The 23,634-nt window shown below is 68.9% G+C and carries 19 protein-coding genes; 9 read left to right on the top strand and 10 right to left on the bottom strand.

Annotated elements, in window-relative coordinates; translation table 11 throughout:
- Positions 1-195: 195 nt before the first annotated feature.
- The 3 genes from trxB (at position 196) to ACREYQ_RS03705 (ending at position 2,716) form a co-directional block, all read left to right on the top strand.
- The gene (gene trxB, locus ACREYQ_RS03715; protein WP_432259447.1) at positions 196-1,161 is read left to right on the top strand and encodes a thioredoxin-disulfide reductase; all 966 of its coding nucleotides are present in this window, start codon (positions 196-198) and stop codon (positions 1,159-1,161) included.
- A 225-nt stretch (positions 1,162-1,386) separates the two neighbouring features.
- Positions 1,387-2,061, top strand: coding sequence for a Smr/MutS family protein (locus tag ACREYQ_RS03710; RefSeq protein WP_432259446.1), 675 nt, complete (start codon positions 1,387-1,389; stop codon positions 2,059-2,061).
- Between the two features lie 13 nt (positions 2,062-2,074).
- Positions 2,075-2,716 (top strand): trimeric intracellular cation channel family protein, encoded by a 642-nt coding sequence (locus ACREYQ_RS03705; protein ID WP_432259445.1) that lies wholly within the window; start codon positions 2,075-2,077, stop codon positions 2,714-2,716.
- Between the two features lie 62 nt (positions 2,717-2,778).
- Here the strand turns inward: ACREYQ_RS03705 and glnK are convergent, their stop codons facing one another.
- Together glnK and ACREYQ_RS03695 are read right to left on the bottom strand one after the other, a co-directional pair.
- Positions 2,779-3,117 carry a P-II family nitrogen regulator gene (gene glnK, locus ACREYQ_RS03700; RefSeq protein WP_006162803.1) on the bottom strand — a complete coding sequence of 113 codons (339 nt, stop codon included), beginning with the start codon at positions 3,115-3,117 and terminating at the stop codon, positions 2,779-2,781.
- Between the two features lie 249 nt (positions 3,118-3,366).
- Entirely contained in the window at positions 3,367-5,415 is a 2,049-nt protein-coding gene (locus tag ACREYQ_RS03695; protein ID WP_432259444.1) for an NAD(+) synthase, read from the bottom strand.
- Between the two features lie 214 nt (positions 5,416-5,629).
- Between ACREYQ_RS03695 and ACREYQ_RS03690 the strand changes: the two genes are divergently transcribed.
- Positions 5,630-6,883: a GNAT family N-acetyltransferase gene (locus ACREYQ_RS03690; RefSeq protein ID WP_432259443.1), complete on the top strand. Its 1,254-nt coding sequence runs from the start codon at positions 5,630-5,632 to the stop codon at positions 6,881-6,883.
- A 16-nt stretch (positions 6,884-6,899) separates the two neighbouring features.
- On the opposite strand, the gene ACREYQ_RS03685 is transcribed toward ACREYQ_RS03690, so the two are convergent.
- Together ACREYQ_RS03685 and ppa are read right to left on the bottom strand one after the other, a co-directional pair.
- Positions 6,900-7,472, bottom strand: coding sequence for a cytochrome b (locus tag ACREYQ_RS03685; RefSeq protein WP_432259442.1), 573 nt, complete (start codon positions 7,470-7,472; stop codon positions 6,900-6,902).
- Positions 7,473-7,596: 124 nt separating this feature from the next.
- Positions 7,597-8,124, bottom strand: a complete 528-nt coding sequence (gene ppa / locus ACREYQ_RS03680) for an inorganic diphosphatase (RefSeq protein ID WP_115214961.1) — start codon at positions 8,122-8,124, stop codon at positions 7,597-7,599.
- A 203-nt stretch (positions 8,125-8,327) separates the two neighbouring features.
- Here ppa and ACREYQ_RS03675 point away from each other — a divergent pair, with 203 nt between their 5' ends.
- From ACREYQ_RS03675 to ACREYQ_RS03655, 5 genes are all read left to right on the top strand, one after another.
- Positions 8,328-9,764, top strand: a complete 1,437-nt coding sequence (locus ACREYQ_RS03675) for an aldehyde dehydrogenase family protein (RefSeq protein WP_432259441.1) — start codon at positions 8,328-8,330, stop codon at positions 9,762-9,764.
- Positions 9,757-9,999 carry a hypothetical protein gene (locus ACREYQ_RS03670; RefSeq protein ID WP_010813008.1) on the top strand — a complete coding sequence of 81 codons (243 nt, stop codon included), beginning with the start codon at positions 9,757-9,759 and terminating at the stop codon, positions 9,997-9,999. Before ACREYQ_RS03675 ends, ACREYQ_RS03670 begins: the two co-directional genes overlap by 8 nt.
- A gap of 54 nt (positions 10,000-10,053) precedes the next feature.
- The gene (locus tag ACREYQ_RS03665; RefSeq protein WP_432259440.1) at positions 10,054-10,812 is read left to right on the top strand and encodes an SDR family oxidoreductase; all 759 of its coding nucleotides are present in this window, start codon (positions 10,054-10,056) and stop codon (positions 10,810-10,812) included.
- Positions 10,813-10,900: 88 nt separating this feature from the next.
- Positions 10,901-12,208 carry an MFS transporter gene (locus ACREYQ_RS03660; RefSeq protein ID WP_432259439.1) on the top strand — a complete coding sequence of 436 codons (1,308 nt, stop codon included), beginning with the start codon at positions 10,901-10,903 and terminating at the stop codon, positions 12,206-12,208.
- A gap of 494 nt (positions 12,209-12,702) precedes the next feature.
- On the top strand, positions 12,703-13,086 hold the full coding sequence (locus tag ACREYQ_RS03655; RefSeq protein ID WP_432260352.1) for a hypothetical protein: 384 nt from the start codon (positions 12,703-12,705) through the stop codon (positions 13,084-13,086).
- A gap of 170 nt (positions 13,087-13,256) precedes the next feature.
- On the opposite strand, the gene ACREYQ_RS03650 is transcribed toward ACREYQ_RS03655, so the two are convergent.
- The 6 genes from ACREYQ_RS03650 to ACREYQ_RS03625 all read right to left on the bottom strand — a co-directional run bounded on the left by ACREYQ_RS03650 (position 13,257) and on the right by ACREYQ_RS03625 (position 23,598).
- Positions 13,257-19,112: an Hpt domain-containing protein gene (locus tag ACREYQ_RS03650; RefSeq protein ID WP_432259438.1), complete on the bottom strand. Its 5,856-nt coding sequence runs from the start codon at positions 19,110-19,112 to the stop codon at positions 13,257-13,259.
- Between the two features lie 127 nt (positions 19,113-19,239).
- On the bottom strand, positions 19,240-21,453 hold the full coding sequence (locus tag ACREYQ_RS03645; RefSeq protein WP_432259437.1) for a methyl-accepting chemotaxis protein: 2,214 nt from the start codon (positions 21,451-21,453) through the stop codon (positions 19,240-19,242).
- A gap of 111 nt (positions 21,454-21,564) precedes the next feature.
- Positions 21,565-22,125 carry a chemotaxis protein CheW gene (locus ACREYQ_RS03640; protein WP_432259436.1) on the bottom strand — a complete coding sequence of 187 codons (561 nt, stop codon included), beginning with the start codon at positions 22,123-22,125 and terminating at the stop codon, positions 21,565-21,567.
- 55 nt (positions 22,126-22,180) lie between these two features.
- Positions 22,181-22,552: a response regulator gene (locus ACREYQ_RS03635; protein ID WP_432259435.1), complete on the bottom strand. Its 372-nt coding sequence runs from the start codon at positions 22,550-22,552 to the stop codon at positions 22,181-22,183.
- A 38-nt stretch (positions 22,553-22,590) separates the two neighbouring features.
- Complete coding sequence (locus ACREYQ_RS03630) at positions 22,591-23,094, bottom strand: response regulator (RefSeq protein WP_432259434.1); 504 nt, start codon at positions 23,092-23,094, stop codon at positions 22,591-22,593.
- Between the two features lie 333 nt (positions 23,095-23,427).
- Entirely contained in the window at positions 23,428-23,598 is a 171-nt protein-coding gene (locus ACREYQ_RS03625; protein ID WP_010813017.1) for a rubredoxin, read from the bottom strand.
- Positions 23,599-23,634: the final 36 nt, after the last annotated feature.

Genomic DNA, 23,634 nt, shown 5'->3' with positions numbered 1-23,634 from the left:
TTCGGGCCGATGGCGCGCGCAGTCAGTAGTCACTCACCGGGTGACTGACGGTCATCGTGGCGGCCATTTTAACGTGGCCCGAGACTATCGCACCCATTGGAATTTGCAACAGTGAGCAAATGCCGCTCCTCTTATAATGTCGCTTTCGAGCAATAGCCGGTGGGCAGCATGCCGCACCGGCCACAGGAACGCATCATGGCAAAACACGCAAAAGTGCTGATTCTCGGTTCTGGTCCCGCCGGCTATACCGCTGCGGTCTACGCGGCCCGCGCCAACCTGGAACCGGTGCTGATCACCGGCCTGGCACAGGGCGGCCAGCTGATGACCACCACGGACGTCGAGAACTGGCCGGGCGATGCCAAGGGCGTCCAGGGTCCCGAGCTGATGCAGCGCCTGCTGGAGCACGCCGAGGAATTCAAGACCGAAATCATCTTCGATCACATCCACACCGCCAGGCTGGTCGATGAAAATGGCCAGCCGGCCCGCCCCTTCCGCCTGACCGGCGACGCCGGCGAATACACCTGCGACGCGCTGATCATCGCCACCGGCGCCTCGGCCCAGTACCTGGGCCTGCCGTCGGAGGAGTCCTTCATGGGCCGCGGCGTGTCGGCCTGCGCCACCTGCGACGGCTTCTTCTACAAGAACCAGGAAGTGGCCGTGGTCGGCGGCGGCAACACCGCCGTGGAAGAGGCGCTGTACCTGTCGCATATCGCCAGCAAGGTCACCGTGATCCACCGCCGCGACAGCTTCCGCGCCGAGCCGATCCTGGTCGACCGCCTGCTGCAGCGCGAGAAGGAAGGCCGCGTCGTGATCCGCTACGACAGCGTGCTGGACGAAGTGCTGGGCGACGAATCCGGCGTGACCGGCATCCGCGTGCGCGGCGCCAAGAGCGGCCAGGCCGAAGACCTGAAGCTGGCGGGCGTGTTCATCGCCATCGGCCACAAGCCCAACACCGACCTGTTCACCGGCCAGCTGGCCATGGAGAACGGCTACCTGGTGACCAAGTCCGGCCTGCAGGGCGATGCCACCGCCACCAGCGTGCCGGGCGTGTTCGCCGCCGGCGACGTGCAGGACCATGTCTACCGCCAGGCCATCACCAGCGCCGGCACCGGCTGCATGGCCGCGCTGGACGCCCAGCGCTTTGTCGAAGCCCTGAAGTAGGAGCCCCCGGCCTTCAACTTGACTATCGGGATTTCCGTTCCCGACGTCATTCCCGCGAAGGCGGGAATCCAGCGTCTTCACGTCCCCTTCGGGGATAAAGTCGCTGGGTCCCCGCCTTCGCGGGGACGACGATGAGCAAGTGAAAGTCATCGGAGTACCCAGGCTCCGCGCCGTCCGCCCCGCGCCCCTCTGGATATAATCCCGCCGAGCCCCCGGAGATTTCCAATGACGCACGGCGCCCGCAAACCCGACCGACCGCCCCAACGTTTCGGCCTGAATGACCTTGCCAGGCTGCGCGACACCCTCAAGGCCGATACCGAGCGCCGCGAGGCCGAGCGCGCCGCCGCCGAGCAGGCAGCCCAGCGTGCACGCGAGGAAGCCGACGTGTTCCGCACCAGCGTGGGCCAGGTCAGCCAGCTGCGCGACCGCAACCGCGCCCCGCTGCCCGCCAGCAAGCCGGCCCCCGTGCCGGTGCAGTCGCGCCGCAACGACGAAGCGGTGCTGGCGGCTTCGCTGTCCGATGATTTCGACGTGGAAAGCCTGCTGGAAACCGACGAGACGCTGTCCTTCCGCCGGCCCGGCATCGGCATGGACGTGGTCCGCAAGCTGCGCCGCGGCGAATGGGTGCCGCAGGACAAGGTCGACCTGCACGGCCTGCGCAGCGACGAGGCGCGCGAGGCGCTGGCCGAGTTCCTGCGCCGCTCGGTGCGCAATGGCGTGCGCTGCGTGCGCGTGATCCACGGCAAGGGCCTGGGCTCGCCCGACAAGCTGCCGGTGCTCAAGGGCAAGGTGCGCAGCTGGCTGGTGCAGAAGGAAGAAGTGCTTGCCTTCGTGCAGGCGCGCGAGGCCGAAGGCGGCGCCGGCGCGCTGATGGTGCTGCTGCGCCAGCCGCGCACCTGACGCCCGCGCCCGGATGCATCTCCCGCTTGAATTGCTGATGGGGCGGCTGCCCCTGATCCTCCACATCATGGAGGTGATCGGCGTGCTCGCCTTCGCGGTCTCGGGCGTGGTCGACGCGCGCAAGCAGCGCCTGGACGTGGTCGGCACCTTCGTGGTGGCCTTTGCCACCGCCTTCGGCGGCGGCACCGTGCGCGACGTGCTGCTGGACCGGCGCCCGTTCTACTGGGTCGACCACGAAGGCTATGTGCTGCTGATCTTCGTGATGTCGTTCGGCGCGTCGTTCGTGCTGCGCGTGGTCAGCCGCGTGGCCTCGGACCGGGCCATGATCGTGGCGGACGCTATCGGGCTGGGGCTGTTCTCGGTGACCGGCACCTCGCTGGCGCTGGTGGCGCAGATGACGCCCACCGTGGCGGTGATGATGGGCATCATCTCGGCCGTATTCGGCGGCGTGGTGCGCGACGTGCTGTGCAATGAAGTGCCGATGATCCTGCGCGACCGCTCGCCCTACGCCACCTGCTCCTTCATCGGCTGCTGGATCTATGTCGGCATGACCTGGCTGGCGGTGCAGCAGGAAGCGGCGCTGCTGACCGGGGCGCTGGCGATCATCGCCATGCGGCTGGTGTCGGTGCGCTACGAGTGGAAGCTGCCCAGCTGAATACCGCCCACCAATGAAAACGCCGCCCTGCAAGGCGGCGATTTTCTGTCCTGGCCGGTGACTCAGACCGCGGCTTCGTCCTGCTCGCCGGTGCGGATGCGGATCACGCGCTCGATCTCGGTGACGAAGATCTTGCCGTCGCCGATCTTGCCAGTGTGGGCGGCCTTGACGATGGCATCCAGCACGGTGTCCAGCTGGTTCTCGGCCACCACCACTTCGATCTTGATCTTGGGCAGGAAGTCGACCACGTACTCGGCGCCACGGTAGAGCTCGGTATGCCCTTTCTGGCGGCCAAATCCCTTCACCTCGGTCACCGTCAGCCCGGTCACGCCGACGTCAGCCAGGGCTTCACGCACCTCGTCGAGCTTGAACGGTTTGATGATGGCGGTAATCTGCTTCATGACTGGCCCCTGTTTATCGTTTGTTCACGCGCCTCGCGGCGCGACGCCGCGGACGCGGCGCTCTCCGGCTGGCATTTTAACAGCCCTTGGCCGCTTGCATTTCCGCCTGCCCCGCTCCCGGCGTGCCCGTTGCGTTGGACAGCACGCGTCGGGACAAGCTCGCGCCCTGTGGATAAACCTGTGGACAGCCGCTGGAGAAGTTGTGCACAAGCCGCCACCCAGGCGCCGGGGGCGACACCGGCCCTGCGTTCAAGCCGGCACTTTCTCCAGATCAGCCAGCCACACCACCGACTCCGAATCGCTCGGTGCCCGCCAGTCGCCGCGCGGCGACAGCGACCCGCCCGAGCCCACCTTGGGCGCGTTGGGAATGCATGAGCGCTTGAACTGGCTGGTGCGGAAGAAGCGGTCCAGGAAGATTGCCAGGTTGCGCTTGATCTCCGGCAAGCCGTACTGGTTGCGCGCCACATGCGGGCCGTTGGGCCAGACGCCGTGCTCGCGGTCGCCCCAGGCATGCAGCGCCAGGAAGGCGACCTTGGACGGCGCAAAGCCGAAGCGCAGCGTGTAGTAGAGGTTAAAGTCCTGCAACTCGTACGGGCCGATGGTGCTCTCGGTCTTCTGCTCGGGGCCGTGCTTGCTGTCGCCCGGGACCAGCTCCGGGCTGATGTCGGTATCGAGCACGGCCAGCAGCACGTCCGGGCCGCCCTCGCCTACCTGCCCGGTCTCGGCCACCCAGCGCACCAGGTGCGAGATCAGCGTCTTGGGCACGCTGGCGTTGACGTTGTAGTGCGACATGTGGTCGCCCACGCCATAGGTGCACCAGCCCAGCGCCAGTTCGCTCAGGTCGCCGGTGCCGATCACGATGGCGTGGTGGAAGTTGGCCAGCCGGAACAGGTGGTTGGTGCGCTCGCCCGCCTGCACGTTCTCGAAGGTCACGTCATAGACCTTCTCGCCCGCGGCGTACGGGTGCCCCAGGTCCTTGAGCATGGCCAGGCACGACGGGCGGATATCGATCTCGGTCGCGGTGCAGCCCACCACCTGCATCAGCTGGCGCGCCTGCAGCAGGGTGCGGTCGCTGGTGGCAAAGCCCGGCATGGTGTAGGCGAGGATATTGGCGCGCGGCAGGCCCAGGCGGTCCATCGCCTTGGCGCAGACCAGCAGCGCGTGGGTCGAATCCAGCCCGCCTGAGACGCCGATCACCACCTTGCTGATCTTGCTGGCCGACAGGCGCTGCACCAGTGCCTGCACCTGGATGTTGTAGACCTCCATGCAGCGTTCGTCGCGCTGGCGCGGATCGGCCGGCACGTACGGGAAGCGCGCCACGTTGCGCGCCAGCGGCAGCGACTTCTCCAGCGTCAGGTCGAGCGGGAAGCGCACCACGCGGAACTTGCCCACTTCTTCCTTGTGCCGGCGCACCGAGTGGCCGAAGGTCACCTGGTGCATGCGCTCGCGCGACAGCCGCTCGAGGTCGATATCGGCGCAGAGCAGGTGCGAGGTATCGGCAAAGCGCTCGGATTCCGCCAGCAGTTCGCCGTTCTCGCAGATCAGCGCCTGGCCGTCCCAGGCCAGGTCGGTGGAGGACTCGCCCTTGCCGGCCGAGGTGTACAGGTAGGCAGCCAGGCACCGCGCCGACTGCTGCGAAACCAGCTGGTGCCGGTAGCCCGCCTTGCCGACCACGATATTCGAGGCCGACAGGTTGACCAGCACCGTGGCCCCGGCCAGCGCCGCGAACGAAGACGGCGGGATCGGCACCCACACGTCTTCGCAGATTTCCGCGTGGAAGCGGAAGTCGGGGATGTCTTCGATATCGAACAGCAGCCCGGCGCCAAACGGCACCTCCTGGCCCAGCAGCTGGATGGCGTCGGCCGCGGCATTGTCGGCGGCGCTGAACTGGCGCGCCTCATAGAACTCCGAGTAGTTCGGCAGGTAGCTCTTGGGCACCACGCCCTGGATGCGCCCGCGCGCCACCACCACGGCGCAGTTGAACAACTGGTGCCCGACCCGCAGCGGCATGCCGACGACCAGCGCGGCCGGCAGCTTGCGCGAGGCCTCGACGATGGTGGCCAGCGCCGCCTCGCAGGCGTCCAGCAGCGCGCGCTGGTGGAACAGGTCGTCACAGGTATAGGCCGAGATCCCCAGTTCCGGGAACGCCACCAGCACGGCGCCCTTCTGGGCCGCCTGCGTCGCCAGGTCAATGGTCTGGCTGGCGTTGAAGGCCGGGTCGGCCACCCGGCAGACTGGCACGCCCACCGCGACACGCGCAAAGCCGTGGGAATACAGGTTGAAAAACAGGTTCTTCATGTCGGGCCTTGGTGTTGGGACCATGCGCTGACCATGCAGAGATGCCGCAGGCAGCTGGTCGCCCGCGCATCCGTGGATGCCCGGAACAGCACTATTGACGAGGATGCTCCATTTTACGACGCCCGCCCCGCCCCTGCCGCGCAGCGCAGCAACCGCGCATCGTTTCCGGTAGACTCGGTCGATCCACCGACGCGAACTAGACGGAACTGGTGCCATGCAGTCTGAATCATGCGTGCCCGGCGAGGGCAAGGACCCGCGCCAGCCGGCACCGCACAAGCGCAAGGCGGCGGGCAATCCTGCGCAGGAATACCGTACCGGGATCGTCTCCGACCTGGGCGAGATCGATGCCGCCGCCTGGGACGCCCTGGTGGCGCGCCACGCCGACGCCACGCCCTTCCTCAAGCATGCCTTCCTGCACGCCCTGCACGCCAGCGGCAGCGCCTGCGCCGAGACCGGGTGGAATCCGCGCTACCTGACCTTATGGGCGCCGGCCACGGACGGCCACCCGGAACGGCTGGCCGCCGCCATGCCGCTCTACGCCAAGGCGCATTCCTATGGCGAGTACGTGTTCGACTGGGCCTGGGCCGATGCCTATGCCCGCAACGGGCTCGAGTACTACCCCAAATGGCTGGCGGCGATTCCGTTCACGCCGGTGCGCGGCGCGCGGCTGCTGGCCGAAGACGCCGATGCGCGGCGCCTGCTGCTGCAAATGGCGCTGGCGCTGGCCGCCGAAAGCCAGATGTCGTCGCTGCACATCCTGTTCCCCGATGAGGCGGAAGCCGCCCTGATGCAGCAGGCCGGCATGCTGATGCGGCACGGCGTGCAGTTCCACTGGACCAACGACGGCTACGGCAGCTTTGACGACTTCCTGGCCACGCTGTCGCAGAAAAAGCGCAAGAACATCCGTGCCGAGCGCCGCCAGGTCGCGCAGGCCGGCATTACCTTCCGCCGCCTGCGCGGCACGCAGATCGACGACGACGCGTGGAAGTTCTTCAACCGGTGCTATCGCCAGACCTACCGCGAGCACCATTCCACGCCCTACCTGAACCTGGATTTCTTCCGGCGCATCGGCGCCGCCATGCCGCAGCACCTGCTGCTGGTGATCGCCGAGCGCGCCGGCCAGCCCATCGCCAGCTCACTGCTAGTCTATGACGACGCGCCCGGAGTCAGCACGCTCTACGGACGCTACTGGGGCGCGCTGGAGTACCACGCCTGCCTGCACTTCGAGACCGCGTACTACCAGCCGCTGGAATTCTGCATCGAGCAAGGCCTCCGCACCTTCGAAGGCGGCGCCCAGGGCGAGCACAAGATGGCCCGCGGCTTCCTGCCGGTGGCCACGCGCTCGGCCCACTGGCTGGCGCATCCCGCCTTTGCCGATGCCGTGGAGCGCTTCCTGGAGCGCGAGCGCGAGGGCATCGACGCCTACCTGGATGAGCTGGGCGAACGCAACCCGTTCGCCCGCGCCTGAGGACGCGGCGCGGCGCTCAGCGCCACATCCGCCGCAGCGTGTTGTCGCCCAGCATGTAGTGGTGGAACAGCGACGCCATCGCATGCAGCCCGATCACCAGGTAGAAGGCGGTGCCCAGGGTCTCGTGGATGTCCTTGACGGTGTCCTTCAGCGCCGGGTCGGCCGCGACCAGCGCGGGCACTTCTATCCCCAGCGACGGCAGTGCCAGCAGGTGGCCGCCGGCGTTCATCGCCAGCAGCCCCAGCAACGGCTGGGCCAGGATGAACAGGTACAGCACCCAGTGCATGGCCTCGCCGGCCCACTGCATCCAGCGGGGGCCCGGCTCCGGCGCGGGTGCCCCGCGCACCAGGCGCCACAGCAGGCGCGGCACCGCCAGCACCAGCACCAGCGCGCCCGCCCATTCATGCACCGTCATGGCCAGCGCGCGCGGCGGCGTGCCCTTGGCGAAGTTGCCCTTCAATTCGATGGCGGCATACGCCAGCGCCACCAGCAGGAACACCGCCCAGTGGAAGCACACCGCCAGCCGGTCATAGCGGCGCGACGGCGACAGGACCTGCGGCAAGGCCCGGATCTCGGTGATGGGGTTCATGGGGACTCCTCTTGTCAGCACCCGCATAGCGTAGCGTAAGGCACTTGCCCGGGTGCTCGCGTACATCAAGCGCGCACCAACAAAAAACCCCGCCGGAGCGGGGCTTCTTCAGCGGCGGTTCAGCTTACTTCTTGTAGTTGGCCACGCCGTCGGTGATTTCCTTGTGGGCTTCCTCGATGCCGGCCCAGCCTTCGACCTTGACCCACTTGCCGGCTTCCAGTGCCTTGTAGTGCTCAAAGAAGTGCTTGATCTGGTCCAGCATGTTCTGCGGCACATCCGACAGGCCCTTCATGTAGGCCGTGGCCGGCGACAGCTTGTCCAGCGGCACGGCGACCAGCTTGGCGTCCACGCCCGACTCGTCGGTCATCTTCAGCATGCCGAGTGCACGGCAGCGCACCACGGCGCCGGCCAGGATCGGGAACGGCGACAGCACCAGCACGTCCACCGGGTCACCGTCGCCCGACAGCGTCTGCGGAATGTAGCCGTAGTTGGCCGGATAGCGCATGCCGGTGCCGATAAAGCGGTCGACGAACAGCAGGCCGGTTTCCTTGTCTGCCTCGTACTTCACCGGATCGCTCTGGGCCGAGATCTCGATGATGACGTTGAAATCGTTGGGGATGTCCTTGCCCGGGGACACGAGATTGAAGCTCATGCGGTTCTCCAGATGCCTGCGGTGTGTTGTTGGATGGCGGGCATTATAGCGGCTCATGCCTGACCGCACGCTGACAGGCGGGCCAGGCGCGGCGCATTGCACGCTGGCGCGCGTCGGCGATAATGGCGCATTCTTCAGCCGTCACTGAATAGCGCAGCCGCCGTGCTGCCCTGCTGATGCACCCTGCTGCCCCGGAGCCACCCATGCACGCCCAGCATTTCGTCGCCAACCGCCTGATCGCGCCCGACAACGGCCTGCGCATCAAGGTGTTCGATCCTTCCAACGGCGAGCCGTTCGCCGAGATCGCGCGCGGCAACGCCACCGATATCAATGTCGCCGTCCATGCGGCGCGCCAGGCCGCCGAAGGCGCCTGGGGCCAGATGGCCCCGGCCGAGCGGGTGCGCCTGCTCAACCGCGTCGCCGTGGCGCTGATCGGCCACGAGGACGAACTGGCCGCGCTCGAGGCCCGCGACACCGGCAAGCCGCTGCGCCAGGCGCGCGCCGATGCCTGCGCGGTGGCGCGCTACTTCGAGTTCTACGCCGGCGCGGTCGACAAGCTGCACGGCCAGACCATTCCCTACAACCCCGCCTACACCGTGCTGACGGTGCGCGAGCCGCACGGCGTGACCGGCCACATCATCCCGTGGAACTACCCGCTGCAGATCTTCGGGCGCAGCGTGGGCGCGGCGCTGGCCGCCGGCAACGCCTGCGTGGTCAAGCCGGCCGAGGACGCCTGCCTGTCGCTGCTGCGCGTGGCCGAGATCGCCGCCGAGGCCGGCCTGCCCGAAGGTGCGCTCAACATCATCACCGGCTACGGCCATGAAGCCGGCGCCGCGCTGGCGCGCCACCCGGGCATCAACCATATCTCGTTCACCGGCTCGCCCCAGACCGGCAAGCTGGTGGCCCAGCTGGCAGCCGAGAACCACGTCCCGGTCACGCTGGAACTGGGCGGCAAGTCGCCGCAGGTCGTCTTTGCCGATGCCGACCTGGATGCGCTGGTGCCGGTGGTGGTCAACGGCATCGTGCAGAATGCCGGCCAGACCTGCTCGGCCGGCAGCCGCCTGCTGGTGGAGCGCCCGGTTTACAACATGCTGCTGGACCGGCTGGCATCGGTGTTCGAGTCGCTGCGCGTGGGCCCGTCCGAGCTGGACCTGGAGTGCGGCCCGCTGATCAGCCGCAAGCAGCAGCAGCGCGTGTGGGACTTCGTATCGGACGCGCAGCATGCCGGCGTGGCCGTGATGGCGCAGGGCCAGATCGTGGCCGAGGCGCCGGAGGCCGGCTACTATCAGGTGCCGATGCTGTTCCGCGACGTACCGCCGGCACACCGGCTGGCGCAGGAAGAAGTGTTCGGCCCGCTGCTGGCGGCCATGCCCTTCGACACCGAGGCCGAGGCCATCGCGCTGGCCAACGGCACGCCCTACGGGCTGGTCGCCGGGGTCTGGACCCGCGACGGCGGGCGCCAGCTGCGCCTGGCGCACAAGCTGCGCGCGGGCCAGGTCTTTATCAACAACTACGGTGCCGGCGGCGGCGTCGAGCTGCCATTCGGCGGCACCGGCCAGTCCGGCTATGGCCGCGAGAAGGGCTTCGAAGCCCTGTACGGATTCACCACACTGAAAACTATCGCCATTCGACATGGGTAACATCAATTTTCTGTCCGTCGCCTTTGCCATCTTCTTTTTCTGGATGGCCTGGCATGTCCGCAACAAGCGCGCCACCAACCCGTCCGGCATGCCGCGGCTGCAGGTCTTCAAGCGCAAGTGGGGCGACGTCGTGGGCGACCGCGTGCACTGGTGCCTGTATGTGGCGCTACCCTTCCTGCTGGCGCTGATGATGGTCGCCAACGCGTTGCGCGGACGGGGGCCGTTCTCGCATTAGCCCCCCGTGCAGCACTGATCAACAGAACATAATCACGACACCAGGAGACAAGCGATGAGACTGGCCGACAAGGTAGCGATCGTCACCGGCGGCGGTTCCGGATTTGGCGAAGGCATTGCCCACACCTTTGCGCGCGAAGGCGCCAACGTGGTGGTGGCCGACCTGCGCGAGGAGGCCGCCGAGCGCGTCGCGGCCGCGATCCGCGACGCAGGCGGCCGTGCGCGCGCGGTGCGTGCCGACGTCTCGCGCGAAGCCGGCACCGAGGCCATGCGCGAAGCCGCGCTGGCCACCTTCGGCGACGTGCATATCGTGGTCAACAACGCCGGCACCACCCATCGCAACAAGCCCATCCTTGAAGTCACCGAGGAAGAGTTCGACCGCGTCTACGCCGTCAACGTCAAGAGCATCTACTGGTCGGCGCGCGCCTTTATTCCGCACTTCCGCCAGCGCGGCGGCGGCGTGTTCGTCAATATCGCCTCCACCGCCGGCATCCGGCCGCGCCCGGGGCTGGTCTGGTACAACGGCAGCAAGGGCGCGGTGATCACCGCCAGCAAGGCCATGGCCGCGGAACTCGGCAAGGACAATATCCGCGTCAACTGCGTCAACCCGGTGATCGGCGCGACCGCCCTGCTGGAAGAGTTCATGGGCATGCCCGACACGCCCGAGAACCGCGCCAGGTTCCTCGCCACCATCCCGATGGGCCGCATGTCGACCCCGCAGGACGTGGCCAACGCCTGCCTGTACCTGGCCTCGGACGAAGCGGCCTTTATCACCGGCACCTGCATTGAAGTGGACGGCGGCCGCTGCGTCTGAGCCTGCGCCGGCCGCCTGCATTCCTTCTTAGTCGTACGGTAGCTGTAAGAACGCGTCACACAGAAACGCCATATCCTCAGGAGACAGCATGACAACGACCGCAGTGAACCCCGGCGTCAGCAGCGCCGCCTTTGAAGACGCCACCTACCGCAAGGTCAGCTGGCGCCTGGTGCCCTTCCTCTTGCTGTGCTACGTGGTGGCCTACCTGGACCGCGTCAACGTCGGCTTTGCCAAGCTGCAGATGCTCAACGACCTGAAGTTCAGCGAAACCATCTACGGCCTGGGGGCGGGCATCTTCTTCATCGGCTACTTCCTGTTTGAAGTGCCCAGCAACGTGATCCTGCACAAGGTCGGCGCGCGCATCTGGATCGCGCGCATCATGATCACCTGGGGCCTGATCTCGGCGGCGATGATGTTCGTCACCACGCCGACCATGTTCTACGTGCTGCGCTTCCTGCTGGGCATCGCCGAGGCGGGCTTCTTCCCCGGCATCATCCTGTACCTGACCTACTGGTATCCGGCCAACCGGCGCGGACGCACCACCACCTACTTCATGACCGCGGTCGCGCTGGCGGGCGTGATCGGCGGCCCGCTGTCGGGCTGGGTCATGCAGGGCTTCGACGGCCACAACGGCTGGTCCGGCTGGCAGTGGATGTTCCTGCTGGAAGGCATTCCGTCGATCCTGGTGGGACTGTGGGTGCTGGCCTACCTGGATGACCGCATTGCCCACGCCAAATGGCTGTCGGTGGAAGAGAAGGCGCTGCTGGAGCGCAATATCGCCAGCGAGGATGCGCACAAGGAAGACCCGCCGATCCGCACCGTGATGTCCAGCCCGCGGGTGTGGCTGATGAGCGCGATCTACTTCTGCTTTGTCATGGGCCTGTACGGCGTCAGCTTCTGGCTGCCGACCATCATCAAGCAGACCGGCGTCAAGGGCGCGCTCGATATCGGCCTGCTGACCGCCATCCCCTATGGCTGCGCGGTGATCGGCATGGTGCTGGTGGCCTACAGCGCCGACCGCTCCGGCGAGCGCCGCTGGCATATCGCGATTCCGGCGCTGGCCGGCTCGCTGGGTCTGCTGCTGTCGGTGCAATGGCACAACGACACCACGCTGGCGATGGTGGCGCTGACGCTGGCCACCATCGGCATCCTGACCACGCTGCCGCTGTTCTGGAGCCTGCCTACCGCCTTCCTGGCCGGCACCGGCGCGGCCGCGGGCATTGCGCTGATCAACTCGCTGGGCAATCTTGCGGGCTTCCTCAGCCCGTATGCAGTGGGCTGGCTCAAGGACCTCACGCACAGCACCGATTCCGGCATGTACCTGCTGGCCGCGTGCCTGGTGGTGGGCGCGGCGCTGACGCTGTCGGTGCCCAAGCGGCTGGTAAGCCAGAAGTGAAGTCGCTCGCACGCCGCCTGGCGGCAAGAATGCGCGGTCGGCTGACGTGGATGTAGGACCAAACCCGGCAGTGTCGCCCATCCTTGGGTCCTAGCATGGAATAGAGACACCCGGAGTGATCCCGAGGGGTCCTCCGGGGCATCTGATTCCGAAGCTTGCCCAAGGAGGCCACGATGCCGCAATTGCTCCCGTTTGCCCCTACCCATGCGCTGGAGCGCGCCGAAGCGCAGTTGGCGCACCGTACGCGCGTAAAGCGCCTGGTGATCGCGCTCGGCGCCGGCGTGATCGCACTGCTGGCCATCATGCCGGCCGCCAGCCATGCGCAGGCACCCGTGATGGACGCCAACCCTGTTCCTGCCACTCCCCCTGCACCGGCTGCCCCGGGCAGCGCCATGGCGCCGACGCCAGGTGCCGCCATGCCTGCCGCGCCGCCAACGGCTGCGCCGACACCCGCGCCTGCGGTGGTAGCGCCCGACATGCCGGCGCCGGCGCCAATGGCAGCGCCCGGCCAGCCGCGTCCGCCGCTGGCCATCCCGCCCCCGCCGCCGCCACGTGATGCGATGGTGCAGCGCCAGGCCGGCTCGGTGGCCTATATCTGCGGCGGCGTCGCCGAAGACGAGCAGGTCGCGCTGCAGTCGCAGGCGCGCAAGTACAACATGAGCCTGCTGTTCACGCAGGGCGCGCGCGGCGAGTACCTGTCCGATGTCGACGTCAAGCTGACGCGCGGCGGCAGGGAAGTCGCCAGCTTCGTCGCCGACGGTCCGCGCTGCCTGCTGAGGGCGCCGTCGGGCACGTACAACGTGCGCGCGACCTACCAGGGCCAGAGCAAGACCGCGACGGTCAGCACCGGCGGCAAGAACGCGCAGATGCGCTGGTAGTGAGCTGAAAAGCCGCGATCCTTTGCATGCCGAATGGGTGCTCCCTCTCCCGCTTGCGGGAGAGGGCTGGGGTGAGGGCCGGAGCATCGACGAAGTGAAGCGTGTCGGTCCGCCACCGCCTGCCCTCACCCCCTGCCCCTCTCCCGCAAGCGGGAGAGGGGAGTAAACCCTCAGCCTGCGGGCGCATCCCCCAGCATCTGCCCCACCGATCCCGCCGTACCCGCCGCCCGCTCACCCAGCAGCCGATGCAGCGTGCCCAGCAGCTCATCCTCGTTATAAGGCTTGCCCAGGTACACGTTCACCCCAATCTCTTCGGCATAGCGGCGGTGCTTGTCAGCCGTGCGCGAGGTGATCATCACCAGCGGCATGTGCGCGGTGCGCGCGTCGGAGCGCACGTTGCGCGTGAGATCGAAGCCGTCCATGTGCGGCATCTCGATATCCACCAGCATCGCATCCGGCATCACGTCCTGCAGCTGCTTGAGCGCATCCACGCCGTCGCGCGCCAGCACCACCTGGTAGCCGGCGCGGCCCAGCAGGCGCTGGGTGGCCTTGCGCACGGTCAGCGAGTCATCCACCACCATCACGGTCGGCTGCACGGCCAGGCCGCGCACGGGCTCGGCCGTGCCGTCGCTCGCCAGCTCCGCGACCGCGCCCAGTTGCGCCGGCACGGCAGGCTGCGCTGGCGCCTGCGGCACCGGCTGGCCGCGCTCGCGCAACAGCCGCTGCGCCAGCACCACCGGGTTGTAGATCAGCACGATCTCGCCGTCGCCCAGCGTGGTCGCGCCGGCGATGCCCTCCAGGCGCGCCAGGTGCGGGCCGATGTGCTTGACCACCACTTCGCGGTTGCCGACGACATCGTCCACGTGCACCGCCACGCGCTCGGCGCCGCTGCGCACCACCACCACGGGCGAATACTTGCGTCCCGCCGTCACCGCGTCGCCCTCTTCCAGCAACGCGCCGAAGTAGAAGAACGGCACCTCGGCACCGGCCACCGTGAGGCGGCCCTGGTTGTACGCAGCCAGCAGCGCCGGCGCGCGCAATTGCTGGACCTGGTCGATCATGCCGCTGGGCACGGCATAGCGGCGCGCGCCCAGCGAGATCACCAGCACCTGCGTGATCGCCGTGGTCAGCGGCAGGTGCAAGGTAAAGGTGGCGCCCTGCCCCGGCCGGGACTCTAGCGTGATGCGCCCGCCCAGCGCCACGGTTTCGGCGCGCACCACGTCCATGCCCACGCCGCGGCCGGCCAGTTCGGACACGGACTCCGCGGTGGAAAAGCCCGGCGTGAAGATCATCTCGGTCAGGCGCGCTTCGCTGGCGTCGTCGTCCGGCGCCAGCAAGCGGCGCTCGACCGCGCGCGCGCGGATGCGCGCCAGGTCCAGCCCGCCGCCGTCATCGACGAAATGCAGCACCACCTCGTTGCCTTCCTGCTGCACTTCCAGCGTCAGCGCGCCGGTGGCGGCCTTGCCCGCGGATTTGCGCAGCGCGGCGGCCTCGATGCCGTGCACCACCGCGTTGCGGATCAGGTGCTCGATCGGGCCGGCCATGCGGTCCAGCACCGAGCGGTCGATTTCCACGGTGCCGCCCTTGATCAGCAGCCGCACTTCCTTGCCGGTCTCGGCCGCGGCCTGCCGCGCCACGCGATAGAGCCGTTCGGCCAGGGCGTCGAACTGCACCATGCGCGCCTGCATCAGCGCGCGCTGCAGCCCGCGCGTGAGGCGCGCCTGCGCGGCCAGGTCGCCGGCGGCGCGGTCGAAGCCGCGCTGCAGGTTCTGCTCGACGGTGGACACGTCGTTGACCGACTCGGCCATCATCCGCGTCAGTTCCTGGAAGCGCGTGAAGCGGTCGAACTCGAGCGGGTCGAACTCCTGCTTGTGCTGCGCATCGGCAATGCGCGACGCCATCTGCGATTCGGCCTGGATCTCGATCTCGCGCAACTGGCCGCGCAAGCGCGCGACGTTGTCGTTGAGTTCGCCCAGGTAGGTGCGCATCGCGTCCAGCTCGCTGTCCAGGCGCGCCCGCGTGGCGCCGACTTCGCCGGCTTCGTTGATGAGCGTGTCGAGGGCGCGCGCCTGCACGCGCACCAGCGCGCGCTGCGGTTCGGCCGGCGCGAGTGGCGTGGCCGGCGGCATCGGCACCATCACATCGGCGGGCCCCGGCGCGGCAGGCCGGTTCGGCGTGGATGCCGCAGCCTCGGCGGCATCCGGCTGCGGCATGGCGGCGTCGGCTTCCTGCGGTGTCTCGGCCAGCCCGTTGACCGCATCGGGATCGTCGGCTGGCAGCAGGCGGCCGGCCTGCAGCGCCTCGGCGTGCGCCAGGATGCGGTCGTACCAGGCATAGAGCCGCCCGAACACCTTCGGCCCGACCGGCTGCTGTCCCAGCCCGCGCAGGCTGGCTTCCAGCAGCGTCTCCATCTCGTGCGCGGCCTGCCCCAGCGCCATCGCACCGGCCATGCGCGCACTGCCCTTGAGCGTATGCAGCGCGCGCAGCACCAGGCCGCCATGGCGCGCCTCCTCGGGCGCGGCTTCCCAGCCGCGCAGCAGCTTGCCCAGCTCGGGCAGCGTGCCCTGCGCTTCTTCCAGGAAGATCTGCACCAGCGCGGGATCGGGCGCGCTGTCGGCTTGCGCGGCCGGCGCGGCGGACGCACGGTGCGAAGTCGGCAGCGCGATCACGACCGAGTCGTGCGGCGTGCGTGGCGGCTGCGTGGCTGCCTCGGGCACCGGCTGCGCGGCGGGCGTTTGCTCCGTGGCCGGGGGCGCCTGGCCGAACAGCTGCGCCACCGAGCCGTCGGGCTCGGCCGGCGCCTGCGGCGCGGGCACCGCCACGCGCGGACGCAGCAGCGCGCGCTCGCCTAACTCAACCAGGCTGCGGCGCAGGCCGGCATCGGCTTGCGGCCAGATGCCGGCGGCAAACTGGTGCAGCATGCCGCGCAGGCGCTCGACCGCCTGCTCCAGCAGGCGGAAATCGCCCGGATGCATCGCCACCGGGTGCGAGCCAAGCTGGAGCAACAAGGCTTCCAGCGCTTCGGCAATCTCGCGCACCGGCTCCAGCCCGACAGTCGACGCGCTGCCCTGCAGCGTGTGGGCGACGCGCAGGCCCAGTTCGCTCGGGCATGGGTGGCCTTCATGCCGCCATTCGGAGATATCAGTGGCGAACTGGCGCAGCAGGCCGTCGGCCTCCTGCAGGTAGACGTTGTACAGCGCCAGGCCGATACGCACCGGTCCGATGACCTTGTAGTGATCGTCCTCGTCCGACAGGCCGCCGGTCAGGCGGAAGGGGATCACGTTGCCGTCGGCAGCATCGGCGTCAATGCCGCGTCTTGTGTTGCTGTCGGCCGGCTCAGCCGGCGCTGCCTGATCCCGCTGTGCGTCGTCACCGTCGGCTTCAGGCAACGCCGGCAGTTCTGCCACGGCCTGGGCAACGCCGGCATCGCGCACCCCTTCGGCGGCCGCCACCAGCGGCGCGATGTCGTGCCAGGCCGCGGCATCGCCGTGCAGCCGCGCCACCCATGCCGACAGCTCGGCATGCGCGCGGCGCAGCAGCGACAGCAGCGCCGGCACCGGTTCGCGCGCCTCGGCTATCCACAGGTTCATCACCTGCTCCACCGCCCAGGCCGCTTCGCCGTAGCGATGCAGGCCGACCATGCGGCTGGAGCCCTTGAGCGTATGGAAGGCGCGCCGCAGGCGGCTGAGCAGGTCGGCATCGCGCAGCGCCTCGACGCCCGCGCCGAGGTCGCCGGCAATGCCGCCCAGCACCTCGTCGGCTTCATCCAGGAAGATGTCGAGCAGTTCGGCGTCGATGGCCGCGTGGTCGCCGGCGGCGGGCATGGCCGGCGCGGCGCCGGCGGTAACGGGGGCCGGCTCGGGCAGGCTGGCGGCGAGCGCCATCACCATGCGCGCGCCGGCGTCGTCGCTGCCGGCCAGCCAGGCGTTGCACTGCGTGGTCGCGTCGGCGGCCTGGCGGCGCAGCATGGCATCGTCGTCGATGGCGGCCTGGTCGGCCAGCGCCTGCAGCGCCGCACGCAGGCGCTGCACGGCTGGCGCATCGGAGACGGGGCCGCTGCGCAGCGCCTCGTCCGCGGCGGCTCGCGCCAGGGCCAGCGGGTGCTGCAGTGCATGCATGTCGTCGGCAGCGCCGCCATCCGCGAGCGCGTCGGCGCGGCGCACGCGGCCGAATTCAAGGGCATCGGCAAAGGCGTGGACCACGCCCAGCTCTGCCGCCACCGCACCCAGCAACTCGGCCCGCGCGCCGGCATCGGCAAGGTCGCCCGGATCGGCCAGCCGCGCATTGACAGCCTGCACGGCGGCACACGCCTGCGCGGCATCGCCGGCCAGCGCACGCGGCAGTGCCGCCGAAGGCTGCAGCTGCGCCAGTGTCTCGCTCAGCGCGGCAAAGGCCTGGCGCGCATCGCGCAGGTGCCCGGCGCCATCGGCGCGCGCGGCATTGCGGTCATAGCTGTCCAGCCACGACTCGCCGCTGTCCAGTTGCGTGCGCAGTTGCGCCACGGCTTCGCTGCGCAGCGCCTGCGCGCGCGCCTCGTCGACCATGCGCGCGAGCCACGCCGGCGCGGGCGCGGCGGGATCGGCCAGGCACGCGGCCAGCGCCTCGCACTGCGCGGCAAAACGCGCCGCGGCCGGATGCGCGGATTGCCCGTGCACGCGCCACGGCAATGCGAGCGCGCGCGACAGGAACAGTGCGATGCCAGCGGCGCCAAGCGCATTGCCGGCATCAAACTCTTTGCCCTGCGCGGCGGCCCGCGCCAGGCAACGCTGCAACGGCGGCTGCGCGAGCGGCTGCGCGGCCTCGGCCAGCGCGGCCAGTGCGATCTCCCAGCCGGCCCGGTCGGCCGCGGCGGCGCGCTCCAGCCCTGCGGCGGCCTGCTGCAGGTTACGCGTGTCGATCGGGTCGAGCCAGCCGTAGTAGCGCAGCCGGAAATCGGCTTGGACCTGCGCGTGGGCGGGGTCGAGGCGGAATGCCTCGAGCGTGCGGGCGATATCGGCATGCAGCGCGGCCGCCTCATCATCCCAGCCGGCCCCGGCATCCGCCAGCGCCGTGCAGACCAGCAGGAACACCGCATCGTTGAGCAGCGCCTGCGGCACGCGCACATGCCCTTGCTGGTACTGGCGCAGCAGCAGGTTGGCACGGCCGGCGAAGCGCTTGGCCAGCAGGTCGGACGGCAGCAGGCCCAGGCCCAGTGCCCGGAACACCAGCCCCAGCACATACCAGACGTCGCGGTCCGGATGATCGGAAGCGCGGCGCGGCTCCTGCTCATTGGAGCGCACCTCGTCCAGCGCCACGCACAGCGGCAGCCAGGCTTCGCGCAGCAGTGCCGCGCCGGTGCGGGGCGCAGGCAGGCGCAAGGCCTTGAGCAAGGCCGCTTCAAACTGCTGGCGCGCGCGCGTGACCGCTGCCGGGCCTCTTGCCGGCAGCAGCATGCCGGGCAGCATCTGCAGCTCATCGAGCCACAGGTCGGCCGGATGCACGCGTTCTTCGCCCAATTGCGCGAGCACGCCCGCATAGGGCTGGAACAGGCGCAGCGGCGCTTCGTCGTCGCCGGCCATCAGGTCGTCGACATATTCGGCCAGCGCCTGCACGCCGGCGCGGAACACCGCCAGTGCCTCGGCGCCAGCGGCTACGGTGCCGGCGTCGATGGCGTCGAGCAGGCGGCGCAGCGCCTGGCAATACGGATCGGTCCCGCGCAGGCCGACGATATGCACCGCGCCGGCAGCCTGATGCAGGTGCTGGCCGGCCAGCCGCAGCGAGGTGGTGTCGCGCGCGCCCAGCGCCTCGGGCGCCTGGCGCACTTCATCGACATAATGGCCAAGCTCGGCGGCGGCATCTTCCAGCGCGCTGCGCAGGCTGGGCGCCAGCCACGCCAGGCCGGACAGGTCGCGCGCGGCGCCGCCGGTGTCGGGCAGAGCGTCGGCGCTGGCCGGCAGTGGCGCTGGCTCTGGATCGGACATGGCGAACGGCTCAGCCGGAGCACCGGCTCCGGCGGCATCGCGCGGGACAGGGGAATTCAGGGACATGACGGCTTCCAGTGCGGCGCCTCAATGGTGGCCGCAAGCAGCCCGCCGCAGCGGGCGGCGGGCGCGGAGTTGGCATAAAACGCGGGGCCGCGGTGCGCGGAAGCGGTCGCAGGCGTCATCCGGCCACTCAGGCGATCTTGAATCGCGACACGGAGTTGCGCAGCTCTTCGGTCAGCAGCGTCAGCTGGCGCACCGACTGCGCGGTCTGGCGCGTGCCGGTGGTGGTTTGCTCGGTGACCTGCAGGATGCGTTCGATATGGCGGGCCACGTTGGTGGCGAGGTCGGCCTCGTGCGAGGTGGACTTCGAGATCTGCTCGATCAGCTCGGCCAGCTGGCGCGACACGCGCCCGATCTCGACCAGTGCGGCACCGGCATTGTCCGACAGCCGCGCCCCCTCCACCACGCCCTGCGTGCTGCGCTCCATGGCATGCACGGCGTCCTGGGTATCGGTCTGGATAGTGCGGATCAGCGCGCCGATCTGCTTGGTGGCTTCGCCGGAGCGTTCAGCCAGCCGCTGCACTTCTTCCGCCACCACCGAGAAGCCGCGCCCGGCCTCGCCGGCAGAGGCGGCCTGGATGGCGGCGTTCAGCGCCAGCACGTTGGTCTGCTCGGTAATGTCCGAGATCAGCTCGACGATTTCACCGACCTCCTGCGACGACTCGCCCAGCCGCTTGATCCGCTTGGAGGTTTCCTGGATCTGCTCGCGGATGTCGTTCATGCCGGTGATGGCGTTCTGCACCGCGTTCTGGCCCTGCTCGGCCGCGGCCAGCGAGGCGCGCGCCACGTTGGCGGACTCGGCCGCGCCGCGCGACACCTGCGTGATGCGGTCGGCCATCTCCACCACCGATTCACCGGTCTGGCGGATCTGGCGCGACTGCTCTTCGGTGGTCGACACCAGCTGGGTCGAGGTGGACTGCACCTGCCCCGACGCCTGCGTCACCTCGCCGGCGGTCTGCTGCACCCGGCCGACCAGTTCGCGCAGTTCTTCCACGGTGTAGTTGACCGAGTCGGCAATGGCGCCGGTGATGTCCTCGGTCACCGTGGCCTGGCGCGTCAGGTCGCCGTCGGCGATGTCCTGCAGTTCGTTCATCAGCTGCAGAATGGCCTTCTGGGTATTGTCGTTGTTGCGCTTTTCATCCAGGCGGCGGGATTCGGCCTCACGCTCGCGCGCCTCGGCTTCCAGCGCGCGCATGCGCGAATCGCGCAGATACAGCGCCGCCAGGCCCACCAGGCACAGCAGCGTCATGGCCGCCGACACCACGGTCGCGCCCAGCGTCACTGGGCGCACGCGGGCCGATTGCGCATAGGCGCCCTGCAGCGCGGAAAGTTCACCGCGCAGCGCCTCGTTGTCGTTGAAGATCTGCTGCTGCGCGCGCTTGGCGGCGATCAGGCCGGGCAGGTTCTGCAGGATGGTCTGCGTGGTCTTCTGCACGGCTTCAAAGCGCTGCGACAACTGCTGCAGGTAGCCGCGCGTCTCTGCGTCGGTGGCCGCCGACAGGCGCAGCGCCTCGCTGCCGTTGAGCAGGCCGTCCAGTGTTTCGCGGAAGGTGTTGGTGTCCTTGCCCAGCAGGAACGCGGTCTCGGGGTTGACGCCTTCGCCGGCCAGGAACTCGTTCAGGTTCTTGCCCAGGCGCTGCGTCAGCATCACCAGCTGCGCGGATGCCGCCACCTCCCGCGCATTGGCGCCGGACTGCAGCTTGACCGCCGCCACCTGTTCGGCGGATTCCAGCAGTTCTGGGTTGGAGGCGTTGAAGATCTGCAGGGTCTGGCCGATGGTGGTCAGCACCGGCTGCTGCGCCAGCACGTCGGCGGCGCTTTTCTCGGAGCGCTTCCACGACTGCATCGCGGTCTCGAGCAGGGGCTCGGCCGCGCCGGTGGTGGCGCGCACGCGCTTGTCGTCGCTGCCTTCCTGCAGCGCCTTCAGGTCGCCCGCCAATGCTTCTTTGGACTGGCGCAGCTGGGTGAAGGCCTGCGCATTGCCCAGCAGCGCCACCGGCACTGCCTTGCCCAGGCGTTGCGAGTGCATCAGCATGTCGCCGGCGATTTCGATCTGCGCGGCGGCATTGTTGGCGATGCGGTTATCCAGGTACACCGAGCCGAGCAGCGCCACCAGCGACACCACCACCCCCACCGTCAGCACCCGCTGCTGCGACGAGAACGGCATGCGCCCCAGCCAGCGGGCGACATGGTCCAGCGGCGTCGCGCCCAGCCCTTCGGTGGACGGCGGCGCGGGTGCGGGTTCCGGATTGCCGGCATAGGCCATGCCAGGCCCGCTCACCAGGCCGGTGGCGGCGTCGGCTGCCGGCGTGCGCCGGCCCAGGCTGAATTTCTTGAAACCCATGGCACCCTCTTCCGTTTGTTCGTTGTCATGCCCGGCGGCTCGTGCCGGGTGCGGCAGGCGGCAGCCTGCGCGTCGTTATTGTTTCTTGTTCGCGTGACGCGGCGGCGCGCGTCAGGCGCTGGCCCGTCCCACCTGCAGGAAGGCCGGCGCGTCCAGCAGCGCGCGCACGTCCAGCACCTGCCAGTCGCGCCCCTCGCGGTCGGCAAAGCGCTGCCCTTCCCATGCCGGCGTGCCGTCCGGCGGTGGCGGCGCGTCGCCGTGCGGCAGGCTCAGGTCGGCAGCATGGCGCAAACCCGCCACCCGCGTGGCCAGGATCGCGCAGGCGCGCTCCACCTCGCGCGACAGCACCACGATCTTGCTGCCGGCCTGCAGCGGCGTCGGCGCGCCGCCGCAGAACAGGCTGAAATCGATCACGCCCAGCAGGCTGCCGCGCGCATTGACCAGCCCGCTGTACCACGGCTGCGTCAGCGGCACCGGGCTGGGCTGGCGCATGTCCAGCACCTCGCCGGTATCGGCCAGCGGCAGCAGCCAGTGGCGCGCGCCGACCTGCAGCGCCAGGTAGCTGTCGGCCGCGGGCAGGCTGCGCGCCTCGCGCAGGCGCCGGGCCAGCATGGCCTGGTAGTCCTGCAGGCGGGTCTGGCGGGCGCGGAGGTCTTGGCGTGGCGCGTTCATCTGGCGGTCCCCGGAACAGGTGGCGGTGGCTTCCCGTGCGGCCGGCGCTGGCAGCTCAGTGCAGCAGCGCGGCGATCTTGCCCAGCAGCTCTTCGCCGTCGACGGGCTTGACGATATAGTCCGACGCGCCCTGGCGCATGCCCCAGATGCGGTCGGTGTCCAGGCCCTTGCTGGTGCACATGATCACGGGGATGTCCTTGAAGCGGTCGTCGCGCTTGATCGCGCGGGTGGCCTGATAGCCGTTCTGGCCGGGCATCACCACGTCCATCAGGATCAGGTCAAAGCGCTCGGCCTGCAGGCGCACGAAAGCCTGTTCGCTGTTGCTGGCAACCGAGACCTTGAAGCCACGCTTGCCGAGCAGGTCGGACATGAACAGGGCTTCGGTCGGGGAGTCGTCGACGATCAGGATCTTGTTAGTGGCGGTCATGAGGTTTTCCTTCGATTCGTACCGGCGGGCACGCCCTTTCAGGCGGGCAACACATCGTCCGCGGCCTGGCACGGCAGGCAGGCCTGCACGGCCTGCAACAGCGCGTCGCGGGTAAAAGGCTTGGCAAGATGGTCGTGCGCGCCGACCAGGCGGCCGCGCGAACGGTCGAACACGCCATCGCGCGAGGACAGCATGATGACGGGGGTGGCGTGGAAGCGCGGGCTTTTCTTGATCAGGGAACAGGTCTGGTAGCCGTCCAGCCGGGGCATCAGGATGTCGCAGAAGACCAGGTCCGGGCGCAGCTCGCCCACCTTGGCCAGTGCCTCGAAGCCGTCTTCGGCCAGCATCACCTCGTAACCCGCCTGCGACAGGAAGATCTCCGCGGTGCGGCGGATGGTGCTGGAATCATCGATGACCAGCACCTTGCGGCGCGGCCGCGCCCTGGTGGCCGGTGTGGTGTTCTGAATAGGAACGCCAGGCGCCACACCCTGGACGCCGGCGGTATTGACCCGCTGGTTTTCTTCTGTTTGAGCGACCCGCATCTTGTTCCCGCGACCAGCTGCCCCCTGCGGAGCGCCGGCAAGCACCAGAGAACACCCGTGCGGAGCAACGCGACCCATGCGCGCCCCGACGGACCCCCGACTAATGTTGTTTCCCTTCCAAGGCCGGGCTGTGCCCGGCAGCGGCGATGCGTGGTACCCGCATCTGCCCGCCGTCCCCCCACTGATGGCGGATGGACGGCCAGTTATTTTGCAACAGAGTGTGACAAGACGCCGGGGGACAGTCAATCCGGTCCGGCCAGCCCCTGCCAGCGTTCTGTCGCATTGGCGCTACGCGCGCCCCCGCTGTTTCATTCTTCTACAGGAGATGCCGCCTCAGATGGCGACCATCTCGAAATCTTCCTTGCGCGCGCCGCATTCGGGGCAGGTCCAGTTGATGGGCACGTCTTCCCAGCGGGTTCCGGGGGCGATCCCGTCTTCCGGCGCGCCTGCGGCTTCGTCGTAGATCCAGCCGCAGATCAGGCACATCCAAGTCTTGTATTCCATAACAGGCTCTGGCCACTCTCCATTAAAATCCAGCGC

It is taken from the genome of Cupriavidus sp. TMH.W2, assembly GCF_050847365.1.
In the GTDB taxonomy this organism is placed as follows: Bacteria; Pseudomonadota; Gammaproteobacteria; order Burkholderiales; family Burkholderiaceae; genus Cupriavidus.
The sequence above is the reverse complement of the archived record's forward strand: the minus strand, read 5'-3'. Positions and strand labels throughout refer to the sequence as shown.